Origin of the sequence: Streptomyces sp. NPDC008079 (assembly GCF_042957385.1) — a bacterium.
Lineage (GTDB): Bacteria > Actinomycetota > Actinomycetes > Streptomycetales > Streptomycetaceae > Actinacidiphila.
Genome location: NZ_JBIBIC010000001.1, coordinates 67771 through 85894 on the forward strand (window position 1 = coordinate 67771; position 18124 = coordinate 85894).

The 18124-nt window shown below is 72.5% G+C and carries 17 protein-coding genes and 1 pseudogene; 14 read left to right on the forward strand and 4 right to left on the reverse strand.

Annotated features, from left to right (window positions below):
* The first annotated feature begins 244 nt into the window (after positions 1–244).
* From ACFZAM_RS00260 to ACFZAM_RS00305, 10 genes and pseudogenes are all read left to right on the forward strand, one after another.
* A complete protein-coding gene (locus ACFZAM_RS00260) occupies positions 245–1420 on the forward strand; it encodes a pyridoxal phosphate-dependent aminotransferase (RefSeq protein WP_391041567.1) in 1176 nt (391 codons plus the stop codon).
* A gap of 324 nt (positions 1421–1744) precedes the next feature.
* Positions 1745–2005: a ribbon-helix-helix protein, CopG family gene (locus ACFZAM_RS00265; protein WP_391041569.1), complete on the forward strand. Its 261-nt coding sequence runs from the start codon at positions 1745–1747 to the stop codon at positions 2003–2005.
* The gene (locus ACFZAM_RS00270) at positions 2002–2445 is read left to right on the forward strand and encodes a PIN domain-containing protein (RefSeq protein ID WP_391041571.1); all 444 of its coding nucleotides are present in this window, start codon (positions 2002–2004) and stop codon (positions 2443–2445) included. Before ACFZAM_RS00265 ends, ACFZAM_RS00270 begins: the two co-directional genes overlap by 4 nt.
* 18 nt (positions 2446–2463) lie before the next feature.
* Positions 2464–2658, forward strand: a pseudogene (locus ACFZAM_RS00275) (aminotransferase); the annotation flags it as partial.
* A gap of 129 nt (positions 2659–2787) precedes the next feature.
* The gene (locus ACFZAM_RS00280; RefSeq protein ID WP_391043459.1) at positions 2788–3717 is read left to right on the forward strand and encodes an ATP-binding cassette domain-containing protein; all 930 of its coding nucleotides are present in this window, start codon (positions 2788–2790) and stop codon (positions 3715–3717) included.
* Positions 3714–4718 (forward strand): ABC transporter substrate-binding protein, encoded by a 1005-nt coding sequence (locus ACFZAM_RS00285; protein WP_391041572.1) that lies wholly within the window; start codon positions 3714–3716, stop codon positions 4716–4718. The genes ACFZAM_RS00280 and ACFZAM_RS00285 overlap by 4 nt, the downstream gene beginning before the upstream one ends.
* 20 nt (positions 4719–4738) lie before the next feature.
* Positions 4739–6829, forward strand: a complete 2091-nt coding sequence (locus ACFZAM_RS00290) for a Fe(3+)-hydroxamate ABC transporter permease FhuB (RefSeq protein ID WP_391041574.1) — start codon at positions 4739–4741, stop codon at positions 6827–6829.
* A gap of 96 nt (positions 6830–6925) precedes the next feature.
* Positions 6926–7192 carry a type II toxin-antitoxin system prevent-host-death family antitoxin gene (locus tag ACFZAM_RS00295; RefSeq protein ID WP_391041576.1) on the forward strand — a complete coding sequence of 89 codons (267 nt, stop codon included), beginning with the start codon at positions 6926–6928 and terminating at the stop codon, positions 7190–7192.
* Positions 7193–7201: 9 nt separating this feature from the next.
* Positions 7202–7462: a Txe/YoeB family addiction module toxin gene (locus ACFZAM_RS00300; protein WP_355346234.1), complete on the forward strand. Its 261-nt coding sequence runs from the start codon at positions 7202–7204 to the stop codon at positions 7460–7462.
* Positions 7463–7563: 101 nt separating this feature from the next.
* A complete protein-coding gene (locus tag ACFZAM_RS00305; RefSeq protein ID WP_355346237.1) occupies positions 7564–7941 on the forward strand; it encodes a VOC family protein in 378 nt (125 codons plus the stop codon).
* A gap of 56 nt (positions 7942–7997) precedes the next feature.
* Here the strand turns inward: ACFZAM_RS00305 and ACFZAM_RS00310 are convergent, their stop codons facing one another.
* Positions 7998–8597: a GNAT family N-acetyltransferase gene (locus ACFZAM_RS00310; protein WP_391041579.1), complete on the reverse strand. Its 600-nt coding sequence runs from the start codon at positions 8595–8597 to the stop codon at positions 7998–8000.
* A gap of 365 nt (positions 8598–8962) precedes the next feature.
* Between ACFZAM_RS00310 and ACFZAM_RS00315 the strand changes: the two genes are divergently transcribed.
* Positions 8963–10117, forward strand: coding sequence for a hypothetical protein (locus tag ACFZAM_RS00315; protein ID WP_355346243.1), 1155 nt, complete (start codon positions 8963–8965; stop codon positions 10115–10117).
* 34 nt (positions 10118–10151) lie between these two features.
* Here ACFZAM_RS00315 and ACFZAM_RS00320 read toward each other — a convergent pair whose 3' ends face one another.
* Both ACFZAM_RS00320 and clpB read right to left on the reverse strand, forming a co-directional pair.
* Complete coding sequence (locus ACFZAM_RS00320; protein WP_355346246.1) at positions 10152–10697, reverse strand: YbjN domain-containing protein; 546 nt, start codon at positions 10695–10697, stop codon at positions 10152–10154.
* Between the two features lie 207 nt (positions 10698–10904).
* Entirely contained in the window at positions 10905–13520 is a 2616-nt protein-coding gene (gene clpB, locus ACFZAM_RS00325) for an ATP-dependent chaperone ClpB (RefSeq protein WP_391041582.1), read from the reverse strand.
* Between the two features lie 368 nt (positions 13521–13888).
* Between clpB and ACFZAM_RS00330 the strand changes: the two genes are divergently transcribed.
* From ACFZAM_RS00330 to ACFZAM_RS00340, 3 genes are all read left to right on the forward strand, one after another.
* Entirely contained in the window at positions 13889–15157 is a 1269-nt protein-coding gene (locus ACFZAM_RS00330; protein WP_391041583.1) for a cytochrome P450, read from the forward strand.
* A gap of 127 nt (positions 15158–15284) precedes the next feature.
* Positions 15285–15689 (forward strand): TIGR03618 family F420-dependent PPOX class oxidoreductase, encoded by a 405-nt coding sequence (locus ACFZAM_RS00335; protein ID WP_355346252.1) that lies wholly within the window; start codon positions 15285–15287, stop codon positions 15687–15689.
* Positions 15690–15903: 214 nt separating this feature from the next.
* Positions 15904–17550 (forward strand): phosphodiester glycosidase family protein, encoded by a 1647-nt coding sequence (locus ACFZAM_RS00340; protein ID WP_391041585.1) that lies wholly within the window; start codon positions 15904–15906, stop codon positions 17548–17550.
* A gap of 105 nt (positions 17551–17655) precedes the next feature.
* On the opposite strand, the gene ACFZAM_RS00345 is transcribed toward ACFZAM_RS00340, so the two are convergent.
* Entirely contained in the window at positions 17656–18123 is a 468-nt protein-coding gene (locus ACFZAM_RS00345; RefSeq protein WP_391041587.1) for a heat shock protein transcriptional repressor HspR, read from the reverse strand.
* Between the last annotated feature and the right edge of the window lies 1 nt (position 18124).

The following is an 18124-nucleotide window of genomic DNA, read 5'->3' on the forward strand; positions in this document are numbered from 1 at the left end:
TCACGTGTTCACTACGTCGTTCCCACACCGCTTCCGGGCGCGCCCGGCGCACACCCCCGGCGGCGGACGCCGTACGGTACGGAACCCGGGACGCGTCCCGGTACGGTCCCCGTACGGTTCCGACGGAGAGTGGGTGCGGGAAATGGGCGGGCGGGAAACGGGCGGGCGGGGAGCGGACGGGCTGGAAATGGCCGGGCTGGAAGCGGGCGGGCGGGAAGCGGGCGGGCTGGAAGCAGGTGGGCGCATGCGGGACAGGCCGCTGCTGAACCGCCGCCTCGACGGCCTCGGTACGACGATCTTCGCCGAGATGTCGGCACTGGCCCTCTCGACCGGCGCGATCAACCTCGGCCAGGGCTTCCCCGACACCGACGGTCCCGAGTCCGTACGGGAGGCGGCCGTCCGCGCCCTGCGCGACGGCCGCGGCAACCAGTACCCGCCGGGCCCCGGCGTCCCCGAGCTGCGGCGCGCCGTCGCCGACCACCAACGCCGTTTCTACGGGCTCGACTTCGACCCCGACACCGAGGTCCTGGTCACCGCGGGCGCCACCGAGGCCATCGCCGCCGCGATGCTCGCCCTGCTCGAACCGGGCGACGAGGTCATCGCGTTCGAGCCGTTCTACGACTCCTACGCCGCCTGCATCGCCATGGCGGGCGCCGTCCGCGTCCCCCTGACCCTGCGCGCCCCCGACTTCCGCCCCGACCTCGCCGCCCTGCGCGCCGCCGTCACGCCTCGTACGCGGCTGCTGCTCCTCAACTCCCCCCACAACCCGACGGGCATGGTCCTCACCCCCGCCGAACTCACCGAGATCGCCGCCATCGCCGTCGACCACGACCTCCTCGTGGTCACCGACGAGGTCTACGAACACCTGGTCTTCGACGGCGGCGAACACATCCCGCTGATCTCGCTCCCCGGCATGCGCGACCGCACGGTCTCCATCTCCTCAGCGGGCAAGACCTTCTCCTTCACCGGCTGGAAGGTCGGCTGGGTGACGGGGTCGCGGGAGCTGGTGGCCGCCGTCCGCACCACCAAGCAGTTCCTCACCTACGTCGCCTCCGGGCCCTTCCAGTACGCCGTCGCCGAGGCCCTCGCCCTGCCCGACGCCTACTACGCCGACTTCGCCGCCGACCTCCGCGCCAAGCGCGACCTGCTGGCGGCGGGCCTGCGCGACGCCGGCTTCCGGACCTACGAGCCCCAGGGCACGTACTTCATCACCACCGACATCACCGAACTCGCCCCCGGCACCGACGCCCTGACCTTCTGCCGCGCCCTCCCCGAACGCTGCGGCGTCGTCGCCGTCCCCAACTCCGTCTTCTACGACCACCCCACCGCCGGCCGCACCCACGTCCGCTTCGCCTTCTGCAAACGCCCCGAAGTCCTCCGCGACGCCGCCGACCGCCTCCGCAAGGCATTCAACGGCTGAGAGCCGCCCCATTGGCCGTGCCTGCCAGGAGCCGCAGCCCATCGAAGAACAGGCACGTGATTGCGCCGTGCAGTGCCATGTGACTGACCCGTTCCCGGGCGGCGTGCCCACGAGGTCCGCCGCTCCGCGGCCACCAGCGGCCCGTCCCGCAGCCCGGGTATGTGTTCCCGCCCGGGTGGAACCTCCTCCAGCACGTGCCAGAGCACCCCGGCCCCCAGTCATCCATGGCCCGGAGGCCAGGGGACGCGTTTCGCAGCCAGGCGCTGCTTAACTATGCCGCCAACCGACATGCACCATTCGTGGTACATGGACTAATCTTGGTACATGCCTATGAAGCGCACCAACGTCTACGCCGACCCGGAAGATCTGGCGATCATCAAGGAAGCCGCCGCCCGGCGCGGGGTCAGTGAAGCCGAGATCATCCGGCAGGGCATCCATCTCGCAGCCATGGCGAACCGCGTCTGGGACGAACCGCTTTTCTCCCGCACCTTTGAAGGTTCGGGGCGTACTCCTTCCAAGGACGACGTCCGCAACGCGGTCGCCGACGGCGTCCTGCGCGAGGGCGATTCCGAGGTCACGGCGTGATCATCGTCATCGCCGACACATCGGGCCTGCTGGCCGCGCTCGACTCCACGCACCCGGAACACCAGGGGGCCAACGAGGCGATCATGGCTGCCGGACTCCTCGTGATGTCCCCACTGCTGCTCGCCGAGATCGATCATGTCGCGACCCGCGAGCTGGGACGGGAAGCGGCTGTCAGCGCGATCGACGACATCCGGCGGTGGATGCGGACAAGCCGGATCGTCGTGCCGGAAATCACCGAGGCTCACCTCTCAGCCGCACAAACGCTGCGCGCCCGGTATGCCGCGCTCAGCCTCGATCTCGCCGACGCCGTGAACGTCGCACTCGCTGCCGAGTACGACACTGACGCCGTTCTCACGCTCGACCGTCGGGACTTCCGTGCCGTCCGCCCATTGAGCCGGCACAAATCCTTCCGCGTCCTGCCCGACGACCTACCGCTGTAATGAGTGCGTGAAAACGGCGTGGCCTGGGTGACGGGGTCGCGGGAGCTGGTGGCCGCCGTCCGCACGACGAAGCAGTTCCTCACCTACGTCGCCTCCGGGCCCTTCCAGTACGCCGTCGCCGAGGCCCTCGCCCTGCCCGACGCCTACTACGCCGACTTCGCCGCCGACCTCCGCGCCAAGCGCGACCTGCTGGCGGCGGGCCTGCGCGACGCCGCCGACCGCCTTCGCATGGCGTTCAACGGCTGAGGGTCCCGGAGAGGCAAAGGTGACCCCGACGGCGAGGGGGGATTAGGTTAGGCTAACCTAAGCGGTGTGAGAGCTGGGGAGAGTGCTGGCGGCGGGATGCCCTCGCGGGGGCATGAGTTGGCGGCCACAGGGATGACGGTCGCGTACGACCGGGTGGATGTCGTGCATGACGCCGCCGTGTCGCTGCGGCCGGGCGAGGTGACGGCGCTGGTGGGGCCGAACGGCAGTGGGAAGTCGACGCTGCTGCGGACGCTGGCGCGGTTGCAGCGGGCCCGGGAGGGCGCGTTGACGCTGGACGCGGGGACGGACGGATTCCAGCTCACGTCACGGGAGTTCGCGCGGCAGGTGGCGCTGCTGACCCAGGGGCGGCCGACGCCGAGCGGGCTGAGCGTGCGGGACGTCGTGGAGTTCGGCCGGTATCCGCACCGGGGGCGCTGGGGGCGGCCGGACCCCGGCGGGACCGGCGCGGTGGAGCGGGCGCTGACGCTGACCGGGGTCGAGCACCTGGCCGCGCGGGGCGTCGAGCACCTGTCGGGGGGACAGCTCCAGCGGGTCTGGCTCGCGAGCTGCCTCGCGCAGGAGACCGGCGTGCTGCTGCTCGACGAGCCGACGACGTATCTCGACCTGCGGTACCAGATCGAACTGCTCGACCTGATCCGCGACCTCGCCGACGACCACGGGATCGCGGTCGGCGTCGTCCTGCACGACCTCGACCAGGCCGCGGCCGTCGCCGACCGCGTCGCGCTGCTCCACGACGGCCGGATCGTCGCCGACGGCCTCCCCGAGGACGTCCTGACCCCCGAACGCCTCACCGAGGTCTACGGCATCCGGGTCGACGTCGACACCGACCCCTCGACCGGCCGGCTGCGGACCCGTGCCGTCGGCCGCCACCACAGCAGAAGCCAGACCGAGGACCGGACCACAAACGACCCGACCACAAACGACCCGACCACAAACGACCGGACCACAAACGACCGGACCACAAGCGACCGGACCAGAAGCGAAAGGCTCCACCCCACCTCATGAGACGCCTCCCCGTACCCGCCGCCGCAGCCACCGTCGCCGCCGTCGCGGCCCTCGCCCTGACCGGATGCGGAACGACGCACTCCGCCGCCGACGAGTCGGTCAAGACCACGGACTCCGTCTCCGCTTCGGCCTCGGGGCCGATCACCCTCACCGACGCCAGCGGTACGGAGGTACGCCTCGACGCGCCCGCCACCAAGGTCATCGGCACCGAGTGGAACGTCGTCGAGGACCTGGTCGCGCTCGGCGTCGACCCGGTCGGCGTCGCCGATGTGAAGGGGTACACGGACTGGGACAAGGCCGCCCCGCTGAAGAACTCCCCCAAGGACATCGGCACCCGCGGCGAGCCGAGCATGGACACGATCGCGGCCCTGTCGCCCGACCTCATCGTCGCGACCACCGACCTCACCTCGTCCGCCGTGACCCAACTGCGGAAGATCGCCCCCGTCCTCCAGATCAGGTCCGCCGACTCCACCGACCAGATCGGCCTGATGACGAAGTCCCTCGACCTCATCGCGCAGGCGACCGGCACCACGCAGAAGGCGACCGAGGTCAAGCAGGCGTTCGACGCGAAGCTCGCGGAGGGCAAGAAGGCCCTCGCGGACGCCGGTCTCGCCGGGACCCCGTACGCCTTCGGGGACGGGTACGTGCAGGCCAACCAGGTCTCGATACGCCCGTTCACCAGCGGCTCCCTGATCGGGAACGTCAACGAGCGGATCGGCCTCACGAACGCCTGGAAGGTCAAGGGCGACAAGGACTACGGCCTGGCCACCACCGACGTCGAGGGCCTCACCGGGCTCGGCGACATCCGCTTCACCTACATCGCGAACGCCTCCGACGGCGACCCCTTCGCCGACACCCTCGCCAAGAACGCCGTGTGGAAGTCGCTGCCCTTCGTCAAGGCGGGCCACGTGAGCCGACTGCCCGACGGCGTCTGGATGTTCGGCGGTCCCGCGTCGATGGAGGCGTACGTGGACGCCGTCGTCGCCGCCCTCACGAAGTAGCGAAAGGGCGAAGCAGCGCCGTGAGCGTCACGACTCCCCCGCGCACCACCGAGCCCGCGGCCGACGCACGGACGCCCGCGCCCGCCCAGGGCGCGGCCGCGGTGACGGCCGGACTGGTCCTCGTCCTCGTCCTCGCGGTCGCCGTCCTCGCCGTCGTCGACATCACGCAGGGCACCGCCGACGTCGGCGCGGGCGAGGTGTGGAAGGCGCTGACCGGACGCGCGGAGCACGGCGACGCCTCCGTGGTCATCGCCTCGCGGCTGCCGCGCATGGTCGCGGGCCTCGTCGTCGGCGTCGCGCTCGGCGCGGCCGGCGCCGCGCTCCAGGCGGTCAGCCGGAACGTACTCGCCGCGCCCGACACGCTCGCGGTCAACGCGGGCTCGTACCTGGCGCTCGGCATCCTCACCGTCACCGGCGCCTCGCTGCCGCTGCTCGCCTCCTCGGGCGTCGCGTTCGTCGGCGGTCTCGCGGCGGCGGCGCTGGTGCTCGCGCTGTCCGGGCTCGGGGCCGGGACCGTACGGCTGGTGCTGGCGGGCAGCGCCCTCGCGCTCGGCCTCGGCTCGGTCACCGACGCGCTGCTCCTGCTCTTCCCCGAGCAGACCAACGGCCTCTACCAGTGGAGCCAGGGCAGCATCAGCCAGAACGGCTTCGACGGCGTGAACCAGATGGCGCCGATCGCCCTGCTCGCCCTGCTCGGGCTGCTGCTGGCCGGCCGCCGCATCGACGCGCTCGCGCTCGGCGACGACGCGGCCCGCGGGCTCGGCGTGCCGGTCCTGGGCACCCGCGTCACGGTCGTCCTGCTCACGACGCTGCTGTCCGCGGCGGCGGTGACGCTGGCCGGGCCGATCGGCTTCGTCGGCCTGTGCGCGCCCGCGCTCGTCCGCCCGCTGGCCCGGCGGTTCCGCGGTCTGGTCAGGGCGCGGGCGGCCGTTCCGGTCGCCGGGCTCGCCGGCGCGGCGCTGGTCCTCGGCTCCGACGTGCTGCTGCGGGCCACGGTCGGCGCCGAGTCGGCGGTCGCCGTGCCCACCGGGGTCATCACGAGCGTCGCGGGCTCCGTGTTCCTCGTCGTGATCGCGCTGCGCACCCGCGGCTCCGGCGCGTCCGCCGCGCCGGACCGGCTGCGTATCCCCAGCCGGGCGGCGTTCGTCGCCGTCCTGGCCGTACTCGTGGCCGTGTTCGTCGCCGCGGCCGTCGCGGCGGTGCTTCTCGGCGACACCAAGCTGCTGCTCGGCGACGTCGTGAACTGGGCGCAGGGCAGGGCCGACCACGTCGTCACCTTCGTCCTCGACACCCGCGTGCCCCGCGTGCTGGCCGCGCTCCTGGCGGGCGCCGCGCTCGCCCTGTCCGGGACGCTCGTCCAGGCCGTCACCCGCAATCCGCTCGCCGAGCCCGGCATCCTCGGCGTCTCGGGCGGCGCCGGTCTCGGCGCCGTGCTGCTGGTCACCACCGTGCCGACCGCCGGGTCGTGGAGCGTGGCGGGCGCGGCCTTCGCGGGCGCGGCGGCCACCGCCGCGGTCGTCTTCGGGCTCTGTGCCCGGGGCGGCTTCCAGCAGAACCGGCTCGTCCTGGTCGGTGTCGGCGCCGCCGCCGGGACCTCGGCCCTGATCAGCCTGCTCATCGTCCTCACCGACCCGTTCAACGCGACGAAGGCGCTGATCTGGCTGTCCGGTTCGACGTACGGCAGGACCATGCCCGATGTGCTGCCGGTCGCGGCCGTCCTCGTCGTCGGCGCCGCCGTGGCCTTCTCCCGCCGCGCCGAACTCGACCTCGTCTCGCTCGACGACGACACCCCGCGCCTGCTCGGCCTCGCCCTCGGGCCGACCCGCCTCGGCCTGCTCGCCGTCAGCGTCCTGCTCAGCGCCACCGCGGTCGCCGCCGCGGGCACGATCGGCTTCGTCGGCCTCGTCGCCCCGCACGCCGCCCGCGCCCTCGTCGGCCGCCGCCACATCCGTGTCATCCCCGTCGCCGTCCTCCTCGGCGCCACCCTCGTCTCCGTCGCCGACCTCCTCGGCCGCACGGTCATCGCCCCCGCCCAGCTCGGCGCGGGCCTGATGACAGCGGTCATCGGGGCGCCGTACTTCGTGTATCTGCTGGTCAGGACGCGGCGGTGACACGGTCACGACGGTGACAGTCGCGCCGGGCGCTCCGGCGCTTGTCACACCCCAGGAGATCGACGTACAATTTCCTGTACGTAAAGGAGGCCGACTATGAAGACCATGACGTACTCGGAGTCGCGCGCGCGGTACGCCGAAGTGCTCAACTCCGTCAACGACGACCGCGAAGAGGTCGTCATCACCCGGGCCGGACACGACCCGGTCGTCATCGTCTCCCTCGAGGACTACGAGTCCCTGAAGGAGACGGCCTACCTGCTGCGCAGCCCGGCGAATGCCCGGCGCCTCCTCGCGTCCATCGACGAGTTGGAGAACGGCGGCGGCACGGTACGCGAACTCGTGACGGACACGACGGACGAATAAGGGCCGCACGTGAAGATCACCTTCTCCTCCCGCGCCTGGGAGGACTACCTGTGGTGGCAGCTTCAGGACCGGAAGATCCTCAAGCGCATCAACACCCTCATCGCGGATATCGCCCGGAACGGGAACGAGGGGATCGGCAAACCGGAACCCCTCAAGCACGGATTCCAGGGCTACTGGTCACGCCGCGTCAATGACGAGCACCGCCTGATCTACCGCGTCACCGAGGACAGCGTCCTGATCGCACAGTGCCGGTACCACTACGAGAGCTGACCTCGAGGACCGACAGGACGGACCGATTCCCGGGAGCGATGAGTTTTCCGTGCCCCGGCGGTCGTAGGGGGAGGTGTACCTACGAGGAACAGGGAGCGGTCATGTTCGGACAGACGCAGGCGTTCAGCGGATTCTCGGTGGACGACGTGGAAGCGGCGAGGAAGTTCTACGGGGAGACGCTCGGAATCCGGGTGTCCGAGGCGAACGGGCTGCTGACGCTGCACCTCGCCGGGGACCGCAACGTGCTGGTGTACCCGAAGGGGGCGGACCACCGGCCCGCCACGTTCACGATTCTCAACTTCCCCGTGCCGGACATCGACGCGGCCGTGGACGAGCTGGGCCGCCGGGGCGTGCGGTTCGAGCGGTACGAGGGGATGCCGACGGACGAGAAGGGGATCTTCCGCGGCGGCGGCCCGCTGATCGCGTGGTTCACCGACCCGGCCGGGAATGTGCTGTCCGTGCTGGAGCAGGACGCGTAGGGCCCGACGGCCTCACGCGGGCGGCACGACCGCGTCACGCGGGCGGCACGACGGCCTCACGCGGGCGGCACGACCGCGTCCGTCGCGAGGCGCGCGTGCAGATGGGAGTCGTGGCGCGCGCCTGCCGGGTCGAGGAAGAAGGCCCGCATCAGGCCCTCCTCACGGAAGCCCGCGCGGGCCGCGACCCGGCAGGAGCCGGGGTTGGCCAGCGAGTGGTCGAGGCTGATGCGGTACACGCCGAGGCCGCCCGCGGCGGGGACGGCGAAGGCCCAGCCGGCGGCGGCGTGCAGGGCGCGGGCGGCGACGGCGCGGCCACGGGCGGCCGGGGTGACCCAGTACGCGGCCTCGGCCTGCCCGGGGACGCGGTGGACGTCGCGGATGGTGACGTAGCCGAGCAGGTCGTCCGAGGCGGCGTCGGTGACGGCGAGCGCGGCCGAACCGTTCTGCCAGGAGACCAGCCGCGGCGCCAGCCATATGGCGGCGCGGTCCGCGACCGGCGCGGCGTTGACGGCCAGGCCACCGGCCCAGCGCAGGATCTCCGGGTCCTGCATGGCGCGGGCGACGGCGGGCTCGTCGGACTCGGCGAAGGGGCGCAGACGCAGGTCACCTGCGGTGAGCTCGTGCGGGGTGAGGCTGCGGGCGAATGCGGAAGTCATGTCCGCACCCTAAGCCGGGTGCCGGGGCGGCCCGACGATCACCCGGCGACGGCCCGAGGCGGTCGCCCCGGGACCGCTCGGCGACGGTCAGGTCGGCACCCACCGGCGCCCGGCAACCGCCCACGCCGGTCACCCGCCACCACCCAGCGACCGTCACGCCGGTCACCCGCCATCACCCGGCAACCGCCCACACCGGTCACCCCGCCACCACCCGGTGACCGCAAAAGCGACCCCCCGGCACCCCCGACCGTGGGTGAACGTGCGTCCTCCTCGGGCGTGTCAGACCCGGACCACGGGGCGCGGAGCGCGATAGTCGGTTTGTCCGACTAAGAGAAGTTCGCGAGCCCCCCGAGGAGCCGGGTCCATTGGTCGTCGTCGAACCGGTGACGTCGTCGCCGAAAGCACTGGCCGTGCGGGCGGCGACGGGGGCCGGCCCCGCGGTGGCGGGCTTCGTCGTGGCCCGGATGGCGGGCCTGGTGGTGCTGACGTTGTGGGCGCACCGCACCCACCGCCACCCGCGCGATCTGCTCGGTCTGAGCTGGGACGGCCTCTGGTACCACCGGATCGCGGAGTGGGGCTACGGCACCTTCATCCCGGCCTGGGAGGCGCCGGGCCTGCGGTACGACGATCTGGCCTTCTTCCCGCTCTACCCGATGACGGTGCGCGCCGCCGACGCGGTGCTCCCGGTCGGCTCGGTGGCGTGCGCGCTGCTCGTGGCGTGGGCGGGCGCGGTGGCCGCCGCGTGGGGGATCTACGCGGTGACCGAGCACCGCTACGGCCGCAGGACGGCGACCGCGCTGGTCCTCGTATGGGGGCTGCTGCCGCACTCGGTGGTGCTGTCGATGGCGTACACCGAGTCGCTGATGACGGCCTTCGCCGCCTGGGCGCTGTACGCGGCCGTCACGCGCCGCTGGCTGACCGCCGGGCTGCTGGCCGTACTCGCCGGGCTGACCCGGCCGAACGCCGTCGCCGTGGCCGCCGCCGTCTCGATCGCGGCCCTCGCGCACTGCCGCAGGGACCCGCGCGACTGGCGGGCCTGGGCCGCGGCCGTCGCCGCGCCGCTCGGCTGGTGCGGCTACCTCGGGTGGGTGGGCCTGCGGACCGGGGCCGTCCGCGGCTACTTCGACGTGCAGACCCGCTGGGGCTCGCGGTTCGACTTCGGCCACTACGCGCTGCACTACGTCAAGCACATGGTGCTCGAACCCGAGACGCTCTCCGCCTACATGGCGACGGCGGTGTGCGCGGCGGCGGCCGTCCTGCTCGTACTGGCGCTGCTGGACCGGATGCCGCTGCCACTGCTGGTGTACGCGGCGGTGCTGGTGGTGATCGCGCTGGGCGGCGCGGGCTTCTTCTCCTGCAAGCCGCGCTTCCTGCTGCCCGCCTTCCCGCTGCTGGTGCCGTGCGCGGCGGCGCTCGCGAAAGCCCGGCCGCGCACCGCCGCCGTGACGGTGGCGGCGCTGGCCGGGATCTCACTCGGCTACGGGACGTACCTGCTGACGGTCGTCCCCGTGCCCCTCTGACGGACCCGTGCCCCTCCGAGGCGAGGGGACCGCGTCAGTCGTCGCTGCCGCCGTCGCCCTCGGCGCCGCCGTCCGTACCGCCCTCGACGTCCTTCTCCAGGCCGAGCGTCTCGCCGACCCACTTGTCGAATTCGATGGACGCGCGCACCCAGCTCACCGTGCTGGACACGAAGTGCTCGAGGCCGACGCCGAGGCCGATCAGGAGCTGGGCCTCGCCGATCAGACGGACGGAGCCGTCGTCGTGCGTGTGCGTGTAGACCTTGGGCCACAGGGTGCGGCGGTTCCAGTCGTCGATGACCTCGTGGAGCTGAGGCTTGTCGTCGACCGAGTACGCGTGGTCGTAGAAGGTCCGGACGGCGAAGACCGCCTGCTCACCCTCGCCGCGGAACATGAAGTACGTGCGGAATTCCTCCCACGGCGCGGCGAGGTCGCCCTCCTCGTCGACGAGGTACTTCAGCTCCATCTGTTCGAGCAACTGCTTGACCAGTTCCTGGTCAGGGATGACCACGCTGCCGGCGGGTCCGTTCGGCTCGGGGTCCTGGCCCCCGAAATTGGGGATCGAGGACGGGTCGATGCTCACGGTGAAGGTTCCCTTCGAGACGTTTCTCCTCCATCCTCCCCCATTCCCGCCGGGCGGTGGCAACCCCCGGCGATACGCGTTGGGCGTACCGCCGGGGGCCCGCCGGTGAAAGGCGTCACCACCCGCCCGCGAAGGGGGTCACCGCCCGCCCGCGAAGGGGGTCACCACCTGCCCCCGAAGGGCGTCACCACCTGCCCGTCGGGCACCTCATTTGCTGAGGTCGGGCCCCGTCGTCGGCCCCACGATCAGGCCGTCGGCCGCCCGGTCCACCCGTACGTTCTGCCCGTCGATCACCTCGCCCGACAGGATCGCGCGGGCCAGCGGGTCGCCGATCGCGGTCTGCACGAGGCGGCGCAGCGGCCGGGCGCCGTACGCCGGGTCGTTGCCCTCCTCGGCGAGCCAGTCGAGGGCGCCGTCGGTGACTTCGAGGGTGAGGCGGCGGTCGCGCAGCCGGTCCGCGAGCCGGTCGGTCTGGAGCCGGGCGATCTGCCGCAGCTCGGTCGGGTCGAGCGCGGAGAAGACCACGGTGTCGTCCAGCCGGTTCAGGAACTCCGGCTTGAAGGACGCGCGGACCGTCTCCAGCACCCGCTCCTTCTTCTGCGCCGGGTCCAGCGCCGGGTCGACCAGGTAGTGGCTGCCCAGGTTGGAGGTGAGGATCAAGATGACGTTGCGGAAGTCGACCGTACGGCCCTGCCCGTCGGTCAGCCGTCCGTCGTCCAGCACCTGGAGCAGGATGTCGAAGACCTCGGGGTGCGCCTTCTCCACCTCGTCCAGCAGCACGACGCTGTACGGGCGGCGCCGTACCGCCTCGGTGAGCTGGCCGCCCTCCTCGTACCCGACGTAGCCGGGAGGCGCGCCGACCAGCCGGGCGACCGAGTGCTTCTCGCCGTACTCGCTCATGTCGATCCGGACCATGGCCCGCTCGTCGTCGAAGAGGAAGTCGGCGAGCGCCTTGGCCAGCTCGGTCTTGCCGACGCCGGTGGGGCCGAGGAAGAGGAAGGAGCCGGTGGGGCGGTCGGGGTCGGCGATGCCGGAGCGCGAGCGGCGTACGGCGTCGGAGACAGCGCGTACGGCCTCGGTCTGGCCGATCAGCCGCTTGCCCAGCTCCTCCTCCATGCGCAGCAGCTTCTGCGACTCGCCCTCCAGCAGGCGGCCCGCGGGGATGCCGGTCCAGGCGGCGACGACGTCGGCGATGTCGTCGGGGCCGACCTCCTCCTTGACCATGTTCGTCGAGGGACCCTGGGCCGCGGCCTCTTCCTCCTCCCTGGTGGCCTCCTCCAGCTCGGCCTCCAGCTTGGGCTTCTCGGCGTAGAGCAGCTTGGACGCGGTCTCGAAGTCGCCGTCGCGCTGGGCGCGTTCGATCCGCGTACCGATGTCGTCCAGCCGCTCCTTCAGCTCACCGACCCGGTTGAGGCCCTGCTTCTCCTTCTCCCAGCGCGCGTTGAGCCCGCGCAGCTCCTCCTCGCGGTCGGCGAGGTCCTTGCGGAGCTTTTCCAGCCGCTGTACGGAGCCGGGGTCGGTCTCGTTCTTGAGCGCCATCTCCTCCATGCGCAGCCGGTCCACGGCCCGCTGGAGCTCGTCGATCTCGACGGGCGAGGAGTCGATCTCCATGCGCAGCCGGGACGCGGCCTCGTCCACCAGGTCGATGGCCTTGTCGGGCAGGAAGCGGGAGGTGATGTAGCGGTCGGAGAGGGTGGCGGCGGCGACCAGCGCGGAGTCGGCGATCTGCACCTTGTGGTGCGCCTCGTAGCGGCCCTTGAGGCCGCGCAGGATCGCCACGGTGTCCTCGACGGACGGCTCGGCGACCAGCACCTGCTGGAAGCGGCGCTCCAGCGCCGGGTCCTTCTCGATCCGCTCGCGGTACTCGTCCAGCGTCGTCGCGCCGACCATCCGCAGCTCGCCGCGGGCCAGCATCGGCTTGAGCATGTTGCCCGCGTCCATGGCGGAGTCGGCGCCCGCGCCCGCGCCGACGACGGTGTGCAGCTCGTCGATGAAGGTGATGACCTGGCCGTCGCTGTCCTTGATCTCGGCCAGGACGGACTTCAGCCGCTCCTCGAACTCGCCGCGGTACTTCGCGCCCGCGACCATCGCGCCGAGGTCGAGCGAGACCAGCCGCTTGTCGCGCAGCGACTCGGGCACGTCGCCCTTGACGATCCGCTGGGCCAGGCCCTCGACGACGGCGGTCTTGCCGACGCCGGGCTCGCCGATCAGCACCGGATTGTTCTTCGTACGGCGGGACAGCACCTGGACGACGCGGCGGATCTCCTGATCGCGGCCGATCACCGGGTCGAGCTTGCCCTCGCGGGCGGCGGCGGTGAAGTCGGTGCCGTACTTCTCCAGGGCCTTGTACGTGCCCTCGGGGTCCTGGGTGGTCACGCGCTGCCCTCCGCGGGCGGTCTCGAAGGCGTCGAGCAGGCTCTTGGCCTTGGCGCCCTGGGCGGCGAGCAGCTCACCGGCGGGTCCGCCCTTGACGGCGGTCCCGATCAGCAGGTGCTCGGTGGACAAGTAGGCGTCGCCCAGCTCCTTGGCGCGTTGCGAGGCGTCCGCGATGACGGCCAGCAGGTCGCGGTTGGCCTGCGGGGGCGCGACGGTGGAGCCCTGCACCTTCGGCAGAGCCGCGACCAGCCGCTCCGCGCCCGCCCGCAGCGTATCGGGGTCGGCGCCGGTGGCGGCCAGCAGGTCGAGGATGTTCTCGTTGTCCGTGCCGCTCAACAGGGCGAGCAGCAGATGCGCGGGCGTCAGGTCCGGGTTGCCCTCGGAGACGGCCCGGGTGTTGGCGGCGTTCAGCGCTTCCCGGCTCTTGTTGGTCAGCTCGGCGTCCACTGGCGTCGGCTCCTCCTCTTGATCGACGTGTCCGATGCTCCGATGCGATCGGCGTAAACCTGCCTTGAGCAACATGAGGCAAGTTGAGTCTATTCCACTCAAGGTGACTTTGGGGCGACTTCGGGAACGGTCACACGGAGACGTCGGGAACGGGGCGGAGAGTCCGTGCGCCGGACCCCGCGGCGAGCAGATGTGTTTTTGTATGAACGTTGAGTAAATCCCGGCGGCGGTGCGACAATGCCTGCTTCAACTCCGCTGGAAGGCAGCGGAGTTGGGGTCCGCTCCAGCCGTTTTGGCCGCATCTGCGCTTGTCCGTACGGCCGCATGTCCGCTTGACTCCTCCATACCCGCCGTCCGTGAGGACTCCCATGAGCGACGCGCACTCCATGGACCCGACCGGCGCCGCGCTGCACGCGGACGCCGCCGCACTGCGCGAGGCGGGGGCCGTCTGCCCCGTGACACTGCCGGACGGCGTCCCCGGGATGATCGTCTCCCGTTACCAGGAGCTGCGCGATTTCTTGGCCGACCCCAAGGTGGCCAAGAACGCCGCGCACTTCGCCGCCCTCCAGCGGGGCGAGGTCCCCGAGCAGTGGCAGCTCAACGCCTTCGCGCTGGTCAACGGCATGACGACGGCGGACGGCGACGACCACAGGCGGCTGCGCGGCCTGGCCACCAAGGCGTTCACCCCGCGCCGGGTGGCCGCGATGCGCCCGCGGATCGAGGCCCAGGCCGCCGAGCTGCTGGCCGCGCTCCCCGGCCGCGCGGACGCCGACGGCGTGGTCGACCTGCGCGAGTGCTACGCCTATCCGCTGCCGATGGGCGTGATCTGCGAGCTGCTGGGCATCGTCCCCGCCCACCGGGACCGGCTGCACGCCCTCAGCCGCCTGATCGTCAGCACCAGCAGCTCCGCGGCCGACGCGATGGCCGCGCAGCGCGAGACGTACGCGATCCTCGGCCGGGTCGTCGCGGAGCGGCGCGCGGCACCCGGCGACGACCTGACGAGCGCGCTGATCGCGGCGCGCGGCGAGGAGAGCGGTGACGGCGACGGCTCGGGCGGCTCCCGCGACGGCTCCCGCGCTGCCTCCGGCGGGCGCCTCAGTGACGCCGAGCTGACCGGCACCCTGCTGCTGATGATCGTCGCCGGGCACGAGACGACCCTCAATCTGATCGTCAACGCGGTACGCGCCCTGTGCGGCCACCCCGACCAGCTCGCGCTCGTGCTGACGGGCGAGGTGTCCTGGGACGCGGTGGTCGAGGAGACGCTGCGCTGGGACGGCCCGGTGGCGAATTTCCCGTTCCGCTACCCGATCACCGATCTGGTGGTTGACGGCACCTCTGTGCCGCGTGGTACAGCCGTCCTCGCCGGATACGCCGCCGCCGGACGCGACCCGCGCGAGTACGGCCCCGACGCCGACCGCTTCGACATCACCCGCCCCGCCAACCGGCACCTCGCCTTCGGCCACGGCAGCCACTACTGCCTGGGCGCGCCGCTGGCCCGCCTCGAAGCGGTGATCGCCCTGCGCGGCCTGTACGCCGCGTACCCCGGCCTCACCCTCGCCGTCCCCGACGCCGAACTCCCGCCGCTGCCGGGCTTCGTGGGCAACAGCACCGCCGCGCTCCCGGTCCGCCTGACCTGACCCGTACGAGCCCGGGCCTGACCCGTACGAGCCCGCTCCTGACCCGTACGAGCCGGAGGCCGGCCCGTACGAGCCCGAGGCCGCCCCCTGCGCACCCGCCCGCGCGCCTCCGCGTACCGTCCCGTCCATGGCATCCGATCCCCGCTCCCCCGCACCCGGCTACCTCGCCTTCTGGCGCGAGCGGCACCTGTGCACCCTCACCACCCCGCGCCCCGACGGCTCCCCGCACGTCGTCCCGGTCGGCGTCACGTACGACCCCGAGGCGGGGCTCGCCCGCGTCATCGCCAACGGCAGGAGCACCAAGGCCCTGAACGTCCTGGCGGCGGGCCCCGGCGGCGCGCGGGTCGCGGTCTGCCAGGTCGAGCGGCGGATCTGGGCCACCCTCGAAGGCGTGGCCACCGTCTCCGCCGACCCGGACCGCGTCGCCGAGGCCGTGCGCCGCTACACCGAGCGCTACGGCCGCACCCCCTCCCCCAACCCGGACCGCGTCGTGATCGAGATCGCCCTGACCCGGGCGATGGGCAACGCGTGAGGGGGTATCACGGCACGCCGTCGGCGTAACGCCCACAACACGCGTAACACCCACAACGCCCGTACGGCGTACGGCGGATGACGGCATTCGTCGGCTGTTCGCCCGGAACTCACCCCCACAAGGCGGGGTCTTCGCGTAGGACGGCTCTCATCGGGCGCGGAAGCCGCCCGCCCGCAGTCGTCAGCCGTCAGCCGTCGTACGTGAAGGGGTCTTCATGGAGCACACCAAGGGTGCCGCGCGGGTACGCGTCCGCACCGTCGTGGCCGCCGTCGCCGTACTCGCCGCCGTCGTACCGCTCGCCCTCGACTCGACGGCCCAGGCCGCCGTGCCCGGTCACCAGCCGGACCCCTCGGCTGCCACCGGCCACCGCAACCCCGTCTCGTCGCGGTGGACGACGCGGGACCTCGCGCCCGGCCTCCAGGTCCGCACCGGGACGATCCGGCGCGCGGACGCGGCGCCGTCCTGGACCGTCACCGTCCAGCGGCCGGCCACCAGCAGGCTGACCGGCGCGCCGACCGGGCTCGAAGTGAGCGACAGGGCGTGGGCGGACGACACGGCGGCGCGGCTGCGCGCGGCGGGCTTCGCGCCGCGCGTCGAGACCGTCCAGTGGCCCGCCTACAGCGACACCCCGCACGGCACGATGGGCCTGCGGGTACGGATCGGCGGGTACGCCACGCAGGCCGCCGCCACGGCCGCCGCGCAGCCCGTCACCGCGGCGGGCTTCCTCACCGCCGTCGAGTGGACCGGCTACGACGCCGACCAGCCCGCCGACGTGCAGAACATCCACATCGCGACCGTGGACCCGCGCGTGTTCCGCGGCACGGTCGCGGGCACCCACGACGGCGACGTCGCGCGCCGCGAGACCCCGTCGTCGGTCGCCAGGAAGCTGGGCTCCCTGGTCGCCGTCAACGGCGGCTTCTTCGTCATCACCAACGCCGGCGGCATCCAGGGCACCCAGTCGGGACTCGGCGCCTACGACGGGCGGCTGGAGTCGATGTCGGCCGGCGCGCGCGCCGCCCTGGTGCTCGCCGACGGCGGTCGGCACTTCCGTATCGCCGACCTGAACAGCACGGCCACCGCCCGCGCGGGCGGCGCGTCCTACGCCGTGCAGGGCGTCAACCGGCTGCCCGGCACGGTCCGCGACTGCGGGCGCCCCGGCGGCACCCCGAGCGAGCTGCCCTGGCAGGACATCACCTGCTACGAGAAGGACGACCTGGTGGTGTTCACCCCCGCCTTCGGCGCCGCCCTGCCCACCGGCACCGGTGTCCAGGCCGTGCTCGACGCCCGGGGCGACGTGGTGTCCGTCGGCGCGCGCGGCGGCCGGGTCCCCGCCGACGGCTCGGTGCTCCAGGGCATCGGCTCGGCCGCCGACTGGCTGACCGCGTACGCCCGTACGGGTAAGCGCGTATCGGTCGGGACGACCATCCGGGACACCGCGGGCGAGATCCTCACCCTCGGCCCCGACGACAGCGTCGTCAGCGCCGCCCCCACCCTCGTCCAGGACGGCCGGATCGCCGTGGACGCCGCCGCCGAGGGCGTCGTCGACCCGCTCGACCTGTCCTTCGGCTACGTCTGGGCCAACGGCCGCCAGCCCCGCACCCTGGCCGGGATCGACGACCGGGGCCGCCTGCTGCTGGTCACCGTCGACGGCCGCCAGACCGGCGGCGGCAGCGAGGGCTTCACGCTCATGGAGGCCGCCGCCTTCATGCGCTCCCTGGGCGCCGTCCAGGCCCTCAACCTCGACGGCGGCGGCTCCACCACCTTCGCCGTCGACGGCACCCTCGCCAACAACCCCTCGGACGCGACGGGAGAGCGCGCCGTGGGCGACTCCGTCCAGGTCGTCCCGGCCGCGCTCCACTGACCGGCGCGGCCGACCGGACGCACGACGACGGACGGTCCGCCCCCTCGGGTGAGGGAGACGGACCGTCCGTCGTAAGGAGCCCTGGGCCGTACGGGTGAGCGGGCGTCAGCCGTCGCGCTTGGGCCGCCAGACCACCAGCGCGCTGGTGTGCTGGACGTCCTGGTAGGGAACCAGGTCCCGGCGGTACGAGGCGTGCACGGCGGCCTCGCGCTGCTGGATGACGGCGGCGGCGCCCTCGACGGCGGCGGAGAGTTCGGCCACACGGGCCTGGAGGGCGGCGACCTGGTTCTCCAGCTCGATGATCCGCTTGATGCCCGCGAGGTTGATGCCCTCGTCCTGCGAGAGCCGCTGCACCTCGCGGAGCTGCTCGATGTCACGGGTGGAGTAGCGACGGCCGCGCCCGGCGGTACGGTCGGGCGAGACCAGCCCGAGGCGGTCGTACTGACGCAGGGTCTGCGGGTGCAGCCCGGACAGCTCGGCCGCCACCGAGATGACGTAGACCGGGGACTCCTCGGTCAGTTGGTAGGGATTACGGCCGCGCGGGCCTCTCATACCGCTTCCGTCGACGCTCATT

Excerpts from the sequence above, each read along its gene's own strand:
- ACFZAM_RS00265 (WP_391041569.1), top strand. The coding sequence starts at position 1,745 with ATGCCTATGAAGCGCACCAACGTCTACGCCGACCCGGAAGATCTGGCG.
- ACFZAM_RS00335 (WP_355346252.1), top strand. The coding sequence starts at position 15,285 with ATGGCATCCGATCCCCGCTCCCCCGCACCCGGCTACCTCGCCTTCTGG.
- ACFZAM_RS00340 (WP_391041585.1), top strand. The coding sequence starts at position 15,904 with ATGGAGCACACCAAGGGTGCCGCGCGGGTACGCGTCCGCACCGTCGTG.
- ACFZAM_RS00310 (WP_391041579.1), bottom strand. The coding sequence starts at position 8,597 with ATGACTTCCGCATTCGCCCGCAGCCTCACCCCGCACGAGCTCACCGCA.
- ACFZAM_RS00330 (WP_391041583.1), top strand. The coding sequence starts at position 13,889 with ATGAGCGACGCGCACTCCATGGACCCGACCGGCGCCGCGCTGCACGCG.
- ACFZAM_RS00345 (WP_391041587.1), bottom strand. The coding sequence starts at position 18,123 with ATGAGCGTCGACGGAAGCGGTATGAGAGGCCCGCGCGGCCGTAATCCC.
- ACFZAM_RS00260 (WP_391041567.1), top strand. The coding sequence starts at position 245 with ATGCGGGACAGGCCGCTGCTGAACCGCCGCCTCGACGGCCTCGGTACG.
- ACFZAM_RS00305 (WP_355346237.1), top strand. The coding sequence starts at position 7,564 with ATGTTCGGACAGACGCAGGCGTTCAGCGGATTCTCGGTGGACGACGTG.
- ACFZAM_RS00285 (WP_391041572.1), top strand. The coding sequence starts at position 3,714 with ATGAGACGCCTCCCCGTACCCGCCGCCGCAGCCACCGTCGCCGCCGTC.
- ACFZAM_RS00295 (WP_391041576.1), top strand. The coding sequence starts at position 6,926 with ATGAAGACCATGACGTACTCGGAGTCGCGCGCGCGGTACGCCGAAGTG.
- ACFZAM_RS00280 (WP_391043459.1), top strand. The coding sequence starts at position 2,788 with ATGCCCTCGCGGGGGCATGAGTTGGCGGCCACAGGGATGACGGTCGCG.